The sequence below is a fragment of the Streptomyces sp. 12E genome, assembly GCF_055633275.1.
The window spans coordinates 3218672-3234300 of the sequence record NZ_JBVNCJ010000001.1 but is presented as its reverse complement, the minus strand read 5'-3'; the positions used below and the strand labels follow the sequence as shown (position 1 = coordinate 3234300).

At 73.8% G+C, this 15629-nt stretch carries 14 protein-coding genes and 2 pseudogenes; 10 read left to right on the top strand and 6 right to left on the bottom strand.

The annotated features are described in order from the left end of the window. Positions 1 to 19: 19 nt before the first annotated feature. Genes ACZ8ZB_RS14910 through ACZ8ZB_RS14895 form a run of 4 tightly spaced genes read left to right on the top strand, consistent with a single transcriptional unit; the run spans position 20 to position 4099 of the window. Positions 20 to 1159, top strand: coding sequence for an acyl-CoA dehydrogenase family protein (locus tag ACZ8ZB_RS14910; protein WP_470738210.1), 1140 nt, complete (start codon positions 20 to 22; stop codon positions 1157 to 1159). Between the two features lie 26 nt (positions 1160 to 1185). Further along, the gene (locus ACZ8ZB_RS14905) at positions 1186 to 2766 is read left to right on the top strand and encodes a 4-coumarate--CoA ligase family protein (RefSeq protein WP_470738209.1); all 1581 of its coding nucleotides are present in this window, start codon (positions 1186 to 1188) and stop codon (positions 2764 to 2766) included. Further along, a complete protein-coding gene (locus ACZ8ZB_RS14900; protein ID WP_470738208.1) occupies positions 2763 to 3497 on the top strand; it encodes an enoyl-CoA hydratase family protein in 735 nt (244 codons plus the stop codon). Before ACZ8ZB_RS14905 ends, ACZ8ZB_RS14900 begins: the two co-directional genes overlap by 4 nt. Continuing rightward, positions 3485 to 4099, top strand: a complete 615-nt coding sequence (locus ACZ8ZB_RS14895; RefSeq protein ID WP_470738207.1) for a TetR/AcrR family transcriptional regulator — start codon at positions 3485 to 3487, stop codon at positions 4097 to 4099. The genes ACZ8ZB_RS14900 and ACZ8ZB_RS14895 overlap by 13 nt, the downstream gene beginning before the upstream one ends. A 12-nt stretch (positions 4100 to 4111) precedes the next feature. Here the strand turns inward: ACZ8ZB_RS14895 and ACZ8ZB_RS14890 are convergent, their stop codons facing one another. From ACZ8ZB_RS14890 to pdxH, 3 genes are all read right to left on the bottom strand, one after another. After that, on the bottom strand, positions 4112 to 4273 hold the full coding sequence (locus ACZ8ZB_RS14890) for a hypothetical protein (protein WP_470738206.1): 162 nt from the start codon (positions 4271 to 4273) through the stop codon (positions 4112 to 4114). Between the two features lie 238 nt (positions 4274 to 4511). Next, positions 4512 to 4748, bottom strand: a complete 237-nt coding sequence (locus tag ACZ8ZB_RS14885; protein ID WP_470738205.1) for a FitA-like ribbon-helix-helix domain-containing protein — start codon at positions 4746 to 4748, stop codon at positions 4512 to 4514. Positions 4749 to 4788: 40 nt separating this feature from the next. Next, entirely contained in the window at positions 4789 to 5475 is a 687-nt protein-coding gene (gene pdxH / locus ACZ8ZB_RS14880) for a pyridoxamine 5'-phosphate oxidase (RefSeq protein WP_470738204.1), read from the bottom strand. A 273-nt stretch (positions 5476 to 5748) separates the two neighbouring features. Between pdxH and ACZ8ZB_RS14875 the strand changes: the two genes are divergently transcribed. The 3 genes and pseudogenes from ACZ8ZB_RS14875 to ACZ8ZB_RS14865 all read left to right on the top strand — a co-directional run bounded on the left by ACZ8ZB_RS14875 (position 5749) and on the right by ACZ8ZB_RS14865 (position 9159). Further along, entirely contained in the window at positions 5749 to 6849 is a 1101-nt protein-coding gene (locus ACZ8ZB_RS14875) for a citrate synthase 2 (RefSeq protein ID WP_073934464.1), read from the top strand. A 315-nt stretch (positions 6850 to 7164) separates the two neighbouring features. Beyond that, positions 7165 to 7622, top strand: a pseudogene (locus tag ACZ8ZB_RS14870) (GNAT family N-acetyltransferase). A gap of 142 nt (positions 7623 to 7764) precedes the next feature. Further along, positions 7765 to 9159: a PAS domain-containing protein gene (locus ACZ8ZB_RS14865; RefSeq protein ID WP_470738203.1), complete on the top strand. Its 1395-nt coding sequence runs from the start codon at positions 7765 to 7767 to the stop codon at positions 9157 to 9159. Positions 9160 to 9286: 127 nt separating this feature from the next. On the opposite strand, the gene ACZ8ZB_RS14860 is transcribed toward ACZ8ZB_RS14865, so the two are convergent. Then, positions 9287 to 10042 (bottom strand): SIS domain-containing protein, encoded by a 756-nt coding sequence (locus ACZ8ZB_RS14860; RefSeq protein WP_470738202.1) that lies wholly within the window; start codon positions 10040 to 10042, stop codon positions 9287 to 9289. A gap of 227 nt (positions 10043 to 10269) precedes the next feature. Here ACZ8ZB_RS14860 and ACZ8ZB_RS14855 point away from each other — a divergent pair, with 227 nt between their 5' ends. Together ACZ8ZB_RS14855 and ACZ8ZB_RS14850 are read left to right on the top strand one after the other, a co-directional pair. Beyond that, positions 10270 to 10962, top strand: coding sequence for a metal-dependent transcriptional regulator (locus ACZ8ZB_RS14855; protein WP_470738201.1), 693 nt, complete (start codon positions 10270 to 10272; stop codon positions 10960 to 10962). A gap of 511 nt (positions 10963 to 11473) precedes the next feature. Next, entirely contained in the window at positions 11474 to 12352 is an 879-nt protein-coding gene (locus tag ACZ8ZB_RS14850) for an alpha/beta fold hydrolase (protein ID WP_470738200.1), read from the top strand. 73 nt (positions 12353 to 12425) lie between these two features. Here ACZ8ZB_RS14850 and ACZ8ZB_RS14845 read toward each other — a convergent pair. Beyond that, positions 12426 to 13116: pseudogene (locus ACZ8ZB_RS14845) on the bottom strand (transporter); the annotation flags it as partial. Between the two features lie 124 nt (positions 13117 to 13240). Further along, positions 13241 to 13903: a bifunctional DNA primase/polymerase gene (locus ACZ8ZB_RS14840; protein WP_470738199.1), complete on the bottom strand. Its 663-nt coding sequence runs from the start codon at positions 13901 to 13903 to the stop codon at positions 13241 to 13243. Between the two features lie 306 nt (positions 13904 to 14209). On the opposite strand from ACZ8ZB_RS14840, the gene ACZ8ZB_RS14835 reads away from it, so the two are divergent. Beyond that, the gene (locus tag ACZ8ZB_RS14835; protein ID WP_470738198.1) at positions 14210 to 15595 is read left to right on the top strand and encodes a transcriptional regulator; all 1386 of its coding nucleotides are present in this window, start codon (positions 14210 to 14212) and stop codon (positions 15593 to 15595) included. The last annotated feature ends 34 nt before the right edge of the window (positions 15596 to 15629 follow it).

Here is a 15629-nt window from a genome sequence, read left to right as displayed (position 1 = left end):
CTCCCCCTTAGGAGCGCTCATGCCGGTGATCGAGTCAGAAGAGCACAAGGCCCTCCGCGAAGCCGTCGCCGCGTTCGCGAGCAAGCACCCCCGCGCCACCCACGGCGCCGACAACCGCTCCTTCTGGCGGGAAGCGGCCGAGCTCGGCTACATCGGCGTCAACCTGCCGGAGGCGTACGGCGGTGGCGGCGGCGGCATCGCCGAACTCTCGCTCGTGCTGGAGGAGATGGGCGCCGCCGGCAACCCCCTGCTGATGATGATCGTCTCCCCGGCGATCTGCGGCACCGTCATCTCCCGCTTCGGCACCGAGGCCCAGAAGCGGGAGTGGCTGCCCGCCCTGGCCGACGGCAGCCGGCTGATGGCCTTCGGCATCACCGAACCCGACGCCGGCTCCAACAGCCACCGCATCACCACGACGGCACGCCGCGACGGCGCCGACTGGCTCCTCACCGGCCGCAAGGTGTTCGTCTCCGGCGTCGACATCGCCGACGCCACCCTCGTCGTGGGCCGCACCGCGGACGCCCGCACGGGCAGGCTCAAACCCTGCCTGTTCATCGTCCCGCGGGACGCCGAGGGCTTCCGGCGCTGCCCCATCGACATGGAACTCAACGCCGTCGAGAAGCAGTTCGAGCTCGCCTTCGACGACGTACGGCTGCCCGCCGACGCCCTCGTGGGCGACGAGGACGCGGGCCTGCTCCAGCTCTTCGCCGGCCTCAACCCCGAACGCGTCATGACCGCCGCCTTCGCGATCGGCATGGGCCGCCACGCGCTCGCCCGCGCCGTCGAGTACGCGCGCGAGCGCACGGTGTGGAGCGCCCCCATCGGTTCCCACCAGGCGATCGCCCACCCCCTCGCCCAGGCGCACATCGACCTGGAACTGGCCCGCCTGATGACGCAGAAGGCCGCCCACCTCTACGACGCCGGCGACGACACCGGCGCCGGCGAGGCCGCCAACATGGCCAAGTACGCGGCCGCCGAGGCCTGTGTGAAGGCCGTCGACCAGGCCGTGCACACCCTCGGCGGGAACGGCCTCACGCGCGAGTTCGGGCTCGCCTCGCTGATCACCGCCGCGCGCGTGTCCCGCATCGCCCCGGTGAGCCGGGAGATGATCCTCAACTACGTCTCCCACCGGACCCTGGGCCTTCCCAAGTCGTACTAGGCACTCCCGGCCGTCCTGGAGGAACCATGTTCCGAAGCGAGTACGCAGACGTCTCCCCCGTGGAACTCCCCGTTCATGACGCGGTGCTCGCCCGGGCCGCCGAGTTCGGGAGCACCCCGGCACTGATCGACGGAACCGACGGCACCACCCTCACCTACGAGCAGGTGGACCGCTTCCACCGGCGGGTCGCCGCCGCCCTCGCCGAGGCGGGCGTGCGCAAGGGGGACGTGCTCGCCCTGCACAGCCCCAACACGGTCGCCTTCCCCCTCGCGTTCTACGCGGCCACCCGCGCGGGCGCCTCCGTCACCACCGTGCACCCCCTCGCCACCGCCGAGGAGTTCGGCAAGCAGCTGAAGGACTGCGCGGCCCGCTGGATCGTCACCGTCTCCCCGCTGCTGGAGACCGCGCGCAGGGCCGCCGAACTGGCCGGCGGGATCGAGGAGATCCTCGTCTGCGACAGCGCGCCCGGACACCGGTCCCTGATCGACATGCTGGCCTCCACCGCGCCCGAGCCGGTGGTCGACATCGACCCGGTCGAGGACGTCGCCGCCCTGCCGTACTCCTCCGGCACCACCGGCGTCCCCAAGGGCGTGATGCTCACCCACCGGCAGATCGCCACCAACCTCGCCCAGCTCCAGCCGCTGATCACGGCGGGCCCCGGCGACCGCGTCCTCGCCGTCCTCCCGTTCTTCCACATCTACGGGCTCACCGCCCTGATGAACGCCCCCCTCCGGCAGGGCGCCACCGTCGTCGTGCTGCCGCGCTTCGACCTGGAGACGTTCCTCGCGGCCGTCCAGAACCACCGCATCACCGGCCTGTACGTGGCCCCGCCGATCGTCCTGGCCCTCGCCAAGCACCCCCTGGTCGACCGGTACGACCTGTCGTCCCTGAAGTACGTCGTCAGCGCCGCCGCACCCCTGGACGCGAGCCTCGCCGCCGCCTGCTCGCGGCGGCTCGGACTGCCGCCCGTCGGCCAGGCGTACGGCATGACGGAACTCTCGCCGGGCACCCACGTCGTCCCCCTGGACGCGATGGGCGACGCGCCCCCCGGCACCGTCGGCAAGCTGATCGCCGGCACCGAGATGCGCATCGTCTCCCTCGACGACCCCGGCGAGGACCTCGGCCCCGGCGAGTCCGGCGAGATCCTCATCCGCGGTCCGCAGGTCATGAAGGGCTACCTCGGCCGCCCCGACGCCACCGCCGCGATGATCGACGCGGACGGCTGGCTGCACACCGGGGACGTCGGGCACGTCGACGGTGGGGGATGGCTCTTCGTCGTGGACCGGGTGAAGGAACTGATCAAGTACAAGGGCTTCCAGGTCGCCCCCGCCGACCTGGAGGCGCTGCTCCTCACCCACCCCGGCATCGCCGACGCCGCCGTCATCGGCGTCCACGACGAGGACGGCAACGAGGTCCCGCACGCCTGCGTCGTCCGCCATCCGTCCGCCCCGGAGCTCTCCGAGGGGGAGGTCATGGCGTACGTCGCCGAGCGTGTCGCCCCGTACAAGCGCGTCCGGCGCGTCACCTTCGTCGACGGCGTCCCGCGCGCCGCCTCCGGAAAGATCCTGCGCCGTGAGCTCCGCGCGGCGCACGAGGAGCCCTCGTGACCCTGATCGGCCGCTCCCGCGAACGGGGCGTCGAGACGCTCTCCCTCGACGCCCCGCAGCGCCGCAACGCCCTGTCCGCCGCCCTCGTCGGCGAACTGGCCGACGCGCTCACCGAGGCCGGTGAGGACACCGGCGTCCGCGCGGTGGTCCTCACCCACACCGGCACCACCTTCAGCGCGGGCGCCGACCTGCGCGACCCGCCCGCGCCCGAGGCGCTGACGGGCCTGCTGCGGCAGATCGTGGAGGTGCCCAAACCGGTCCTCGCGCGGGTCACCGGACACGTCCGCGCGGGCGGCCTGGGCCTGCTCGCCGCCTGTGACGTCGCCGTCGCCTCCCGCGCGGCGACGTTCGCCTTCACCGAGGTCCGCATCGGGGTCGCGCCCGCCGTGATCTCGCTGCCGCTGCTGCCCCGCGCCGATCCGCGCGCCCTGGCCCGCTACTGCCTCACCGGCGAACGCCTCGACCCGGCCGAGGCCGCCCGCATCGGCCTGCTCACCGCCGCCGGCGACGACGTGGACGAGGTCCTCGCGCCGATCCTCGACGGGCTGCGCAGATCCGCCCCCGAGGCCCTGGCCGAGACGAAACGGCTGCTCACGGCTAGGGTGCTGGAGACCTTCGACCGGGACGCGGCCGGCCTGGCCGCGCTCTCGGCACGCCTCTTCGCCTCCGCCCCCGCGCGCGAGGGAATGACGGCCTTCCTCGAACGACGGGATCCGCAATGGGTGGTGTGAGCACGGCCGACCGTGCGGAACGAGTCCCCAAGCAGGACCGCAGCCGGGCCACCCGGCAGCGGCTCCTGGAGGCCGCCGTGGCCTGCCTCGCCGAGCGCGGCTGGGCGGGCTCCACGGTCTCGGTGGTCGCCGAACGCGCGGGCGTCTCCCGGGGGGCGGCCCAGCACCACTTCCCGACGCGTGAGGACCTCTTCACGGCCGCCGTGGAGTACGTCGCCGAGGAACGCTCCACCGCCCTGCGCGCCCTCTTCCCGGAGGGCGCCGCGGCCGGTGACCGCCGCGCGGTGGTCGCGGCGCTGGTCGACCTCTACACCGGCCCCGTCTTCCGCGCGGCGCTCCACCTGTGGGTCGCCGCCTCCGACGAGGAGCAGCTGCGCCCGCGCGTGACCGAGCTGGAGCTGCGCGTCGGCCGCGAGTCCCACCGCATCGCCGTCGAACTCCTCGGCGCCGACGAGTCCCGCCCCGGCGTCCGGGAAACCGTCCAGGGCCTCCTCGACATGGCCCGCGGCCTGGGCCTCGCCACCCTCCTCACCGACGACGGGGCCCGCCGGGAACGGGTGGTGGCGCAGTGGGCGGCGCTGCTGGACGGGGCGCTGGGCTGAGGTCTCCCCGGGTCAGCCGAGCCGGAGGTCGTTCACCCGGCAGCGGATGTGCGGTGCTCCGGCGAACTCGGCGTCCACAGTGACGAGCTCGGCGCCCAGTGTCTCGGCGAGTGCCGCGTAGGAAGCGTCGTAGGGCCACATGTCGTGGCGCAGCTCCCGGACGCGAGGGAGCAACGGCGCATGGTCGTGGCGTCTGAGCTGCATACGTCGCAGAAGGTCGAGCGCGCGTTCCGCTTCGGCCTCGGGAAGCTTCTTCCCCGGAGGAGACCACGCAGTACCGAGGCACATTCCAGATCGACGGCGTGGGGTGCGGCCAGTCGTTGGCGCAGGGTGTACGCCCGTACCCGGTCGGCGAGGGCGTCGCCACCGACGAGGAACTCCACGACGGCGGAAGTGCCGAGGACGAGTACGCTCACCCGCGAGCCTCCCGCATGTCGCGAATGGCCTCGGAAATGTCGTCCGCCGTGACGTCTCCGCGCGCCGCGATGGAGCGGGCCTCGCGCGCTGCTTCGGCCGGTGACAGCATGGCCGCCTCGCCGGTGAGCAACTGCAGCACATGGTTCTGCAGTGACTGCCCGCTCTGTGCCGCCCTCGTCTTCAGCGCCTGGAGGGTGTCTTCCGGGACATCACGTACGTATATCGTCGCCATGCAAGCATTTCAGCCCTAATGCAAGCAGAATGCTTCAACTTCATGGGGCAAGTCGCTCCACCCGCCAGCCCCCGTCCGCCTCCGCGACGTACCGCAGGCGGTCGTGGAGGCGGTTCTCCCGGCCCTGCCAGAACTCCACGGCCTCCGGGACCACCCGGAAGCCGCCCCAGTGGGGCGGCACCGGTACCTGCTCGCGCTCCGGGTAGCGGGCCGCCAGGCCGGCGTAGGACGCGTCGAGCTCCGCGCGGCCGGCGATCACCGAGGACTGGCCGCTGGCCCACGCGCCCAGCTGGGAGCCGTGCGGGCGGGTGCGGAAGTAGGCGGCCGTCTCGTCGCGGCCGGTGCGGCGCGCGGTGCCGGTGACGATGACCTGCCGGGCCATCGGATGCCAGGGGAACAGCAGCGAGACGTGCGGGTTCTCGGCCAGGTCACGGCCCTTGCGGGAGTCGTAGTTCGTGTAGAAGACGAACCCGTCGTCGTCGAAGTGCTTCAGCAGCACCGTGCGCGAGCTGGGCCGGCCCTGCGCGTCCGCCGTCGAGACGATCACGGCGTTCGGTTCGAACAGCCCGCCGTCCGTCGCGGCCTGTTTGAACCAGCGCGCGAACTGTTCGACGGGAGTGGCGGCCAGGTCGGTCTCGGAGAGCCCCTCGGTCCGGTACTGCTTGCGCATCGAGGCGAGATCGAAGGGGACGGCGTCTCGGTCGGTCACGCCGTCATCCTGCCGCATGCGCGCACCCCCCGGGAGGGGGGTGGCCTACGTCACGCGGTGGCACTGAGTGCCGCGAACCCTCCCCAAGAATGGCACTCGGGGATATCGTGCTGCCACTGTTCCGATTGGGTGACCGCCAGCCGGGCATCACAGGGGTGACGTCCCGGACCGCGAGTCCGTTCGAACGGACCGTGGATCCACCGGACACGCGCCTTCGCTCCCGCCGACCGCCGACCCGTGGTCGTCCCACCCCACACCACCATCTGCCACCACCTCACAAGGAGCCGCCAGATGTCCGACTTCGTACCCGGGCTCGAAGGAGTCGTCGCGTTCGAGACGGAGATCGCCGAACCGGACAAGGAGGGCGGCGCCCTGCGGTACCGGGGCGTCGACATCGAGGATCTGGTCGGGCACGTCTCCTTCGGCAACGTCTGGGGACTGCTCGTCGACGGGGCCTTCAACCCCGGACTGCCGCCCGCCGAGCCGTTCCCGATCCCCGTGCACTCCGGCGACATCCGCGTCGACGTGCAGTCCGCGCTGGCCATGCTGGCGCCCGTGTGGGGTCTGAAACCGCTCCTCGACATCGATGCCGAGCAGGCCCGCGACGACCTCGCCCGCGCCGCCGTCATGGCCCTGTCCTACGTCGCCCAGTCCGCGCGCGGCCAGGGCCTGCCCATGGTGCCGCAGCGCGAGATAGACCGGGCCGAGTCCATCGTCGAACGCTTCATGATCCGCTGGCGCGGTGAGCCCGACCCCAAGCACGTCGCGGCCGTCGACGCGTACTGGACGTCGGCCGCCGAGCACGGCATGAACGCCTCCACGTTCACCGCGCGGGTCATCGCCTCGACCGGCGCGGACGTCGCGGCGGCCCTCTCGGGCGCGGTCGGCGCCATGTCCGGCCCGCTGCACGGCGGCGCCCCCTCGCGGGTGCTGGGCATGATCGAGGAGATCGAGCGCACCGGGGACGCCGAGGCGTACGTCAGGCAGGCCCTCGACAAGGGCGAGCGCCTCATGGGCTTCGGCCACCGCGTCTACCGCGCGGAGGACCCCCGCGCCCGCGTCCTGCGCCGCACCGCCCGCGAACTCGGCGCCCCGCGCTTCGAGGTCGCCGAGGCGCTGGAGAAGGCGGCCCTGGCCGAGCTGCACGCCCGCCGCCCGGACCGGGTGCTGGCCACCAACGTGGAGTTCTGGGCGGCCATCGTGCTGGACTTCGCCGAGGTTCCGGCGCACATGTTCACGTCGATGTTCACCTGCGCCCGTACGGCGGGCTGGTCGGCGCACATCCTGGAGCAGAAGCGCACCGGCCGTCTGGTCCGGCCCTCGGCCCGCTACGTCGGACCGGGCACGCGCGACCCGCGCGAGATCGAGGGATACGCGGACATCGCCCGCTGAGCGGGGCCCCGGAAAAGCAGGCGACCCGCGAGTCTGGTTCCTCCCTGGGGAGGAGCCGGCCGGACGTTACCGGCGACTCGCGGGTCGGGTGACTGCGTTGGATTGGGCCGGTTGCGTGCGTCTCGCACACGCCGGTCCGGCGCCGAACCGAGTACGACGACGGGCTACTGGCCCGCAGCCACCTCTTCCGTCCGGTTGTCATACATCTGCCGAACCACCTCCTTTCCGAAGTACCGTCCACCTTAAGAACCGGCTCCCGCCGTATCAACCGCTTTTTTCGTTGACCTCCGCGCGGGGGCGCGATTGGCTTGCCGGATGAGTGATCTTCGTATCGAGGCCGTGGGCGGCGACGCCATGCTGGAGCAGTGGCGGCACGTCCACAACGTGATCGTGCCGCCCGCCGCGATGACGCTCGACGAGGTGCGGGAGCGCGTCGCGCGCGGGTACCGGCTGGAGAACGCGTACGCCGGTGACGTGCTGGTCGGCTGCTCGACGGTACGGCCCCCGCAGGGGGAGGACGCCGTGGTGACCGTCATCGCGCGGGTGCTGCCCGGGCACCGGCGCAGGGGACACGGGACGGCGCTCTGCGCGTCAGGGCTCGCACACGCGCGCGCGGCGGGCGCCGGGGCCGTCGAGACCGTGGCCCTGGCCGCCGACGAGGACGGCGTGCGGTTCGCCCGCGCGCGCGGGGCTTCGACGAGGTCGAGCGGTACGTCCTGCCGGGGGAGAGCGAGCTGTGGCTGACGTTGCGCCTGGCGCCGTTTCCCTCGTAGACGGGCGGATCGGGCGGTGCCGTACAACGATTCCCCCAATCTTGCGGGAACTCGATGTGCGCTGTGTCACGTTCAAGTTGAATGATTGCAAGTGAGTGAACCGTCGTGCCGTACGTGCGGACGCAGCCTGCAGGGGGTCCAGGTGAGTGCTTCCCGGCGTAGTGGGACCACCGACGAGCTGGGGCCGGACGAGCCCGGGCCCGCGCGGGAGGGGGCGGACGGATCCGACCTCCTCGCCGCGCTGCTCGACGGCATGGACGCCGCCCTGTGCGCCTTCGACGCGGACGGGACGGTCACGCACTGGAACCGCGAGGCGGAGCGGATCCTCGGCTGGACCGCCGCCGAGGCGGTGGGCCGGGCCGGGTTCGCCGGGTGGGCCGTGCGCAGCGCGGACGCCGAGGAGGTCGAGGCGCGGCTGATGTCGGTCATGGACGCGCCGGGCCGGCAGGTGAACGAGTTCGCGCTGCTGACGAAGGACGGCGGCCGGGTGCTGGTGCGGACGCAGTCCGCGGCGGTGCGCGGGCCGGACGGGAAGCCGGCGGGGGTGTACTGCGCGTTCAGCGAGGTGCACGCGCAGATCGACCTGGAGCGGTCGATCGCGCTGAGCGAGGCGCTGCTGGAGGAGGCGAGCTGGGGGGTCGTCCTGGTCGACGTCGATCTGCGGCCCGCGGTGGTGAACGCGCACGCCGCGCGGGCGCTGGGGACGGGGCGGACGTCCGTCCTGGGGCGGCCGTTGGGCGAGCTGCTGGCGCAGGGCGCGGAGGAGCTGGAGAGCGCGCTCGCCCATGTGCTCGCGGAGGGCGCGCCGCCCGCGCCGGCCGAGTTGTGGGTGAGCGTGCGCACGCCGGAGGGCGAGCGGCGGCGGTGCTGGCGGAGCGGGTTCGTGCGGCTGGCGTCGCCGCTCGCGGAGGAGCCGGTCCCGCTGGGTGTCGGCTGGCTGTTCCAGGACGTGACCGAGGCCCGGCAGGGTGAGCAGGAGGCGTCGCTGCTGCGGTTCCGCGCGCAGCAGCTGCACCGCGCGGCGCGCGCGGCGGCGGAGTGCGAGGACCCGGCGGAGGCGGCGGCGCTCCATCTGGACTTCGCGCTGGCCGGGTTCGCCGACCACGCGCTGATCGACCGGGTGGCCGACGGCGGCGAGGGCGTCGACCGGGTGCGGCTGGTCCGGGTCGCCGCCACGCCGTCCGGGTCGCCGGGGCCGAGCCGGCTCGCGGGGTGGGCGGGGCTGCCGGTGCGGTACGACGAGGGGCATCCGGCGGTGCAGTGCGTGGAGCGGGCCGGGACGGTGCGGGCCGGCGCCGGTTCCCTGGGCGCCGAGGAGGCGCGGGCGTGGGCGCTGTCCCGGCAGTGGCCGCAGGACGCGGTGCACGCCCTGTGCGCGGTGCTGCGGAGCCGGGGGCGCACGCTGGGTGCCGTGACGTTTCTGCGGGGGGCGGGGCGCGGCGCGTTCGAACGCTCCGACGCGATGTACGCGGAGGACGTGGCGATGCGCATCGCCACGTCCCTGGACCTGGCGGCCCTCCTCGGCGACGACCGCTGACACCGGTTCCCCGCCGTCCCTTGCCGTCCCGGCCCGGGGCCCCGCCCCGGACCCCGCTCCTCGGACGACGAAGGGACCGGAAGCCGGGAGGGGAGGGACGGCGGTGGCGAGGAGGCGTCGTTCCGGGTCAGCGGCGGTAGAAGATGCGGTCGGCGTACTCGTCGAAGACGCGCGCGTTCCATTCGTGGCCGCCGTCCACGTTGCCCGAGCGCAGCAGCGGCGGCTCGATCCCGCGACCGGCGAGCTTTGCCGCCGCGGTGGCCATGACGGCCTGGAGGAGCGCCGTGGTGACCACCGTCGACGCGGGGGCGAAGGGCGCGGGCACGTCGTCGAGGGTGAGCTCCGCGTCGCCGACCGCGATCCCGGAGTCCAGGACGAGATCGCAGTGGTCCTTCAGGAACGTCCCGGAGGAGTGCCGGGACGACGTCCGCGCCGCGTACGCCACCGACGTCACGCCGATCACCTTCACGCCCCGCTCCCGGGCCCCCACGGCCATCTCCACGGGCAGCGCGTTGCGCCCGGACAGGGAGACGACGATCAGCGCGTCGCCCGCGCGCAGGGGCGAGGACGCGAGCACGGCGCCCGCGAGCCCGTCGACGCGTTCCAGGGCGGAGCCCAGCGTGGCCGGCACCACGTCGACGCCGACGGCCCCCGGCACGGCGAGCAGGTTCATCAGGGCGAGTCCGCCGGCCCGGTAGACGAGGTCCTGCGCCGCGAGCGACGAGTGCCCCGCCCCGAAGGCGAAGAGCCGGCCGCCGTCCGCGACCGTGTCGGCGAGCAGCGCGCCCGCCGCCGCGACGGACTCGGCCTCCTCGTCGCGGATCCGCCGCAGCAGGTCGATCGCGGCGTCGAGGAACCGGTCGGCCGGCGTGCGGTCGCTCATGCGGTGTCCCTTCGGGCAGGAGTGTCGCGGATCACCGTGCGGTCTGGACCAGTGCCGTGTCAACACGGCGCCCCACGGCGTGCTTTCCCCTCCGCGCGCCCCTCGTTCTCACCGCGCGGCCCGGTTGTCGGTCGTATGCGTCAGAATTGACTTCTGGGCCAGCGCACGCGCCGGTGAGCCGTCCAGCCTCCGGCAGAGCCAACCGCAGATCTCATCGAGGGGCATGTATGTCCGGACTGATCGACACCACGGAGATGTATCTCCGCACCATCCTCGAGCTGGAGGAGGAAGGTGTGGTCCCCATGCGCGCCCGGATCGCCGAACGGCTCGACCAGAGCGGTCCGACGGTCAGCCAGACGGTGGCGCGGATGGAGCGCGACGGCCTGGTGTCCGTCGCCCCCGACCGGCACCTGGAGCTCACCGACGAGGGCCGTCGGCTGGCCACGCGCGTGATGCGCAAGCACCGCCTCGCCGAGTGTCTCCTGGTCGACGTGATCGGCCTGGAGTGGGAGCAGGTCCACGCGGAGGCCTGCCGCTGGGAGCACGTGATGAGCGAGGCCGTCGAGCGCCGCGTGCTGGAGCTGCTGCGGCACCCCACCGAGTCGCCGTACGGCAACCCGATCCCCGGTCTGGAGGAGCTGGGCGAGAAGGACGGGGCCGACCCGTTCCTGGACGAGAGCATGGTGTCCCTGGCCGACCTCGACCCGGGCGCCGGGGGCAAGACGGTCGTGGTGCGCCGGATCGGCGAGCCGATCCAGACGGACGCCCAGCTGATGTACACGCTGCGCCGGGCGGGCGTACAGCCCGGTTCGGTGGTCAGCGTGACGGAGTCGGCGGGCGGGGTGCTGGTGGGCAGCGGCGGCGAGGCGGCCGAGCTGGAGGCGGAGGTGGCCTCGCACGTGTTCGTCGCCAAGCCCTGACCGGCCGGGGCGACGGGGGCGGGACGCCGGCGGACGAGCGGTGCGGGCCCGGCGGAGCGAAGGCGCCGAATCCGAGGTCCGCTGCGTCGAATCGCAGCGCCCGCCGGATGCGCGTGCGAGGCTGACGCGTGAGGCATGAGACCTGAGCGGCTCTGGCCGGGCCCGGCAGCGATGTCACCCGGCGGGGGAGGGGCGGGACGATGTGCCGTGATCACGTGAGGAGCCCCGGCGCCGCACGGCGCCGGGGCCTGTCCTCCCCTTTGCTGACCCGGAGCCCCGAGCTCTCAGGGTCATTCCCCGCGGACCGTTTTCCCCGAGCGGTCCGCCCCCCGCTGAAGATCTCCCCCGGGCCACGGCGATCAATCCCCGCGGGGGGTCACTCGAACGAGGGGTGTTGCCGGGCAAAAGGCCATCTTCGAATGGGTATTCGATAATCTGCGGACATGCGGCAACAGGCAGGGCCAGCACGACGGGCAACGGGCAGGCAGCGAGCTTGGGGGGTGCCAGGACCATGGTGCGACGCATCGACGTGACCGGGGCGGACGGTGTACGGCTCGCCGCCTGGGAGTTCGGCGACCCGCCCAAGGACGGGACCGACCCGGCGGAGAACGCCGCGCGGGACGCGCCGGGCGTGCTGTTACTGCACGGCCTGATGGGCCGCGCCTCGCACTGGGCCGCCACCGCCCGCCGGCTCTCCGGGCGGTACCGCGCGGTCGCCCTCGACCAGCGCGGCCACGGACGCAGCGACAAGCCCCCGCAGGCCTCCTTCACCCGTGACGCCTACGTCGACGACGCCGAGGCAGCCCTGGAGCAGCTCGGCCTCGGCCCCACCGTCCTCGTCGGCCACGCGATGGGAGCGCTGACCGCCTGGCAGCTCGCCGCCAAGCGCCCCGACCTGGTGCGCGGGCTGGTCATCTGCGACATGCGGGCCTCCGCCCTCGGAGCCGCCTCGCAGCGCGAGTGGGCGGAGTGGTTCACGACCTGGCCGGTCCCGTTCGCCACGCTCGCCGACGTGCGCAAGTGGTTCGGCGAGGACGACCCCTGGGTGGAGCGGCCCAACCCGGCCCGCGGCGCCTTCTACACCGAGGTGATGGCCGAGTCGCCGGACGGCTGGCGCCCGGTGTTCGACCCGGACCAGATGCTCCGCTCCCGCGAGACCTGGGTGTTCGACGCGCACTGGGAGGAACTGACCCAGGTGCGCTGCCCCGCCCTGGTGGTCCGCGGCCTCGACGGCGAGCTCGGCCGCGCGGAGGCCCAGGAAATGGTCCGCGTCCTCCCGCACGGCCGGTACGCGGAGGTCGCCGACGCCGGCCACCTGGTCCACTACGACCAGCCGGAGGCCTGGCTCACGGCGATCGAACCCTTCCTGGACTCACTGGGCGACCGCTGACCGCCGGTTCGACCCCTGCTCACCGCCGTCAGGATCTCCGGCGGCCGACGGGCCGTCCGCGGGGTCGCCGGCCGCGGACCGAGGAGGGGCAGGGCCGCGCCGTGCGCCGTGGGGGCCGACGGCGGCAGCCGGGGCGGGCCCGTCGTCGTGCGGTCGAGGACCTCCGTGTCCCGGCCGCCTGGAGGGCGGAACCGTCCGGCGAGGTCATCAGCCGGGTCAGGGACCGCGACCACGGCGTGAGCAGCCCCGCCGACACCACGGCGCTCGACGCCGGTTGCCCCAGCGCGACCCCGTACGCCCCCTCGCCCGCCGCATGCGCCGCGGCGACCGCCGCCGCCGGCGGGAACCACCGCGGCACGTCCGCCGCCGGGGCCGGGTGCTCCAGGCCGGAGGAACCCAGCCGCCGCGCACCGAAGTCGACCACCTGTGCCCGGACCGCGATCACCGGTCCGCCGAGCACCGCGAGATCCCGGCCCGTGCGGCTGGTGAGCAGCCGCACGTCGGCGGCGGCCACCGCGCGCGCGAGCGCCCACGCACACCAGCAGCGCCGGCGGCGCGGCGAGGACGCCCACGGCGAACGCAGCCCCGCCGCGCGCGACGGCGATCACGGAACCGGTGAGCAGGCACAGCGTGAACAGCGGCCCGGCACCGACCGGCGAGGACGCGAGCAGCGCCCGCACCAGCGGCCGCGGGCGCAGCGGCGGCATCACCGGCCGGGTCGGGCCGAGGGTCTCGTCGCCACCGGGGAAGGACAGCGGCCTCACGAGGGGGCGCAACTCCCCGAAAGGGCGCGGACCGTGCCGGCACGCGGCTCCGCCGCACGGACGCGACCAGCCACGACGGACCCGCGTCCGCCGGACGACACGAGCCCCGCAGGACGGAAGGCGCCTACCGGTCCCTGCCGCACGCGTAGGCCAGCGGCGGGATCAGCTCCTCCACGCCCGGCAGCCACCGGTTGGCGGCCGTGGGCCGGCAGGCCCACTGCACGGCCCCCCGGCACCCGACCCGGGTGGGCGGCGCGGCCACGTACGCCCCCTCCCCGAGGACCGCCAGGTCGGTCGACGACAGCGCCCACCCCAGCTTGCGCAGCAGTCCCGGCACCTTCGCCGACGCCCCCGGCAGCACGAAGAACTCCATCCGCCGGTCCGGCGTCACCGTGACCGGCCCCAGCGCCGACCCCATCCGCTCCATCCGCGCGAGCGCCAGGAACCCCGCCGTCTCCGGCACGGAGACCGCGTCGAACGACCGCCCGGTGGGCAGCAGGACCGACGCGGCCGGCCGCTCCCGCCACATCCGGCGGACGACGGTCGCGCTGCCGGTCACCAGGGCCGCCCAGTCCGGACGGGCCGGGTGCGCGCCGGGTGCGGGGCACGCGGCGTCACCGCACGAGCAGCGCTGCACCCCCTCGACTGCCTCCAGCCAAGTGCCCGGGACCACGTCCCAGTGCCGCTCCTCGGCGTAGCCGACGGCGGCGTCCAGCAGCGATTCCCCGCGCTGCTTCGGGATCTGTACGGCCTCGGCGCCCGCGATCGTCTCTTCCACGATGAACACAACTACGGCCGTCACCAGGGGTTACGCCCGCCCGCATGCGCGGGGGAGGAGCACCGGTTCCCCGTCCGGGGCGCATGGGTGCATCCGTGGGGGCGCGCGGGAGGATCCGCCTGCCCGGTGGGTAACCAGGAGGGGGGCCGGCATCCGCCGTTACCCCGGCAATCCTCACATGTCCCGCATTGTCCGCACTTCGGCGGGGCATTGATCTTCCCGGCCGCACGTCTCGCCGGGACGCGAGACGTACGGCCGCGGAAGACACGTCAACTCGGTGCGTGGGCAGGGCACCGCAGCCTCAGGGGGTACGCCATGGCCGCAAGGCCTCTCGTCGCGCGGCAGCCGAACGAACGGCTGCAGGCGCTCATCCAGGAAGCCGGATGCTCCAACGCCGGGCTGGCCCGCAGGGTCAACATGTGCGGCGCCGAGCACGGCCTCGACCTGCGCTACGACAAGACGTCGGTGGCCCGCTGGCTGCGCGGACAGCAGCCGCGGGGCCGGGCGCCGGCGATCATCGCGGAGGCGTTGGGCCGCAAACTGGGCCGTACCGTCACGATCGACGAGATCGGCATGGCCAACGGCAAGAACCTCGCGTCGGGCGTCGGCCTCCAGTTCTCGCCGACGGTACTGGGGGCCATCGAGCAGGTCTGCGAGCTGTGGCGCAGCGACGTGGGGCGGCGGGACTTCCTGTCCGGGTCCTCCGTCGCCGCCTCCGCGCTGGTGGAGCCCAGCCGGGACTGGCTGATCTCCGCGCCCGACGGGCAGGTGGCGCGCTCCGCCGGGCCCCGTGTGGGCCAGTCCGACGTGGCGGCCGTACGGTCCATGACGCAGGCGCTGGTGGACCTGGACCACCAGTACGGCAGCGGGCACGTGCGCCCGGTCGTGGTCCACTACCTCAACAGCGTCGTCTCGGGGCTGCTGGCGGGGTCGTACCGCGAGGCCGTGGGACGCGACCTGTTCGCGGCGGTCGCGCGGCTGACCGAACTCGCCGGGTACATGGCCGTCGACACCGGGCAGCCGGGCCTCGCCCAGCGCTACTACATCCAGGCGCTGCGGCTGGCGCAGGCCGCCGGGGACCGCGGGTACGGCGGGTACGTGCTCGCCGCCTCCATGAGCCACCTGGCCGCGCAGCTCGGAAACCCGCGGGAGATCGCCCAGTTGGCGCGCGCGGCGCAGGAGGGCGCGCGGGGGCGCGTGACACCCCGCGCGGAGGCGATGTTCCACGCGGCGGAGGCGCGCGGGCACGCGCTGCTGGGCGACGCGCACGCCGCACAGACGGCGGCGGGGCGCGCGGTGAACGCCATGGAGGCCGTCGATCCGGCCTCGGGCGACGACCCGGCGTGGATCGCGCACTTCGACGAGGCCTATCTGGCCGACGAGTTGGCGCACTGTCACCGGGACCTCGGCCAGGCGGAGGCCGCCGCGCGGTGCGCCCGCCAGGCGCTGGACGGGCATCCGGCGTCGCGGGTGCGGCGGCGGGCGATCGGTCATGTGCTGCTGGCCACCGCGCAGGTGCAGCAGCGGGAGATCGAACAGGCCTGCAGCACGGGCCTGAAGGCGGTGGAACTGCTCGGCGGACTCCGGTCCAACCGGGGCGCCGAGTACCTGGAGGACCTCCAGCAGCGCCTCGAACCGTACCGGGAGGAGTCGGTGGTACGGGAGTTCGGGGCGCGGATGGAGCTCCGGACGGCGGCGTGACGCCGGTGACGTGAAGGCCGTGAAGAGGAGGGAG

Bases quoted from the DNA above. Each gene is read 5' to 3' on its own strand.
- ACZ8ZB_RS14910 (WP_470738210.1), top strand. From the start codon at position 20: ATGCCGGTGATCGAGTCAGAAGAGCACAAGGCCCTCCGCGAAGCCGTC.
- ACZ8ZB_RS14905 (WP_470738209.1), top strand. From the start codon at position 1,186: ATGTTCCGAAGCGAGTACGCAGACGTCTCCCCCGTGGAACTCCCCGTT.
- ACZ8ZB_RS14895 (WP_470738207.1), top strand. From the start codon at position 3,485: ATGGGTGGTGTGAGCACGGCCGACCGTGCGGAACGAGTCCCCAAGCAG.
- ACZ8ZB_RS14885 (WP_470738205.1), bottom strand. From the start codon at position 4,748: ATGGCGACGATATACGTACGTGATGTCCCGGAAGACACCCTCCAGGCG.
- pdxH (WP_470738204.1), bottom strand. From the start codon at position 5,475: ATGCGGCAGGATGACGGCGTGACCGACCGAGACGCCGTCCCCTTCGAT.
- ACZ8ZB_RS14875 (WP_073934464.1), top strand. From the start codon at position 5,749: ATGTCCGACTTCGTACCCGGGCTCGAAGGAGTCGTCGCGTTCGAGACG.
- ACZ8ZB_RS14860 (WP_470738202.1), bottom strand. From the start codon at position 10,042: ATGAGCGACCGCACGCCGGCCGACCGGTTCCTCGACGCCGCGATCGAC.
- ACZ8ZB_RS14855 (WP_470738201.1), top strand. From the start codon at position 10,270: ATGTCCGGACTGATCGACACCACGGAGATGTATCTCCGCACCATCCTC.
- ACZ8ZB_RS14850 (WP_470738200.1), top strand. From the start codon at position 11,474: ATGGTGCGACGCATCGACGTGACCGGGGCGGACGGTGTACGGCTCGCC.
- ACZ8ZB_RS14835 (WP_470738198.1), top strand. From the start codon at position 14,210: ATGGCCGCAAGGCCTCTCGTCGCGCGGCAGCCGAACGAACGGCTGCAG.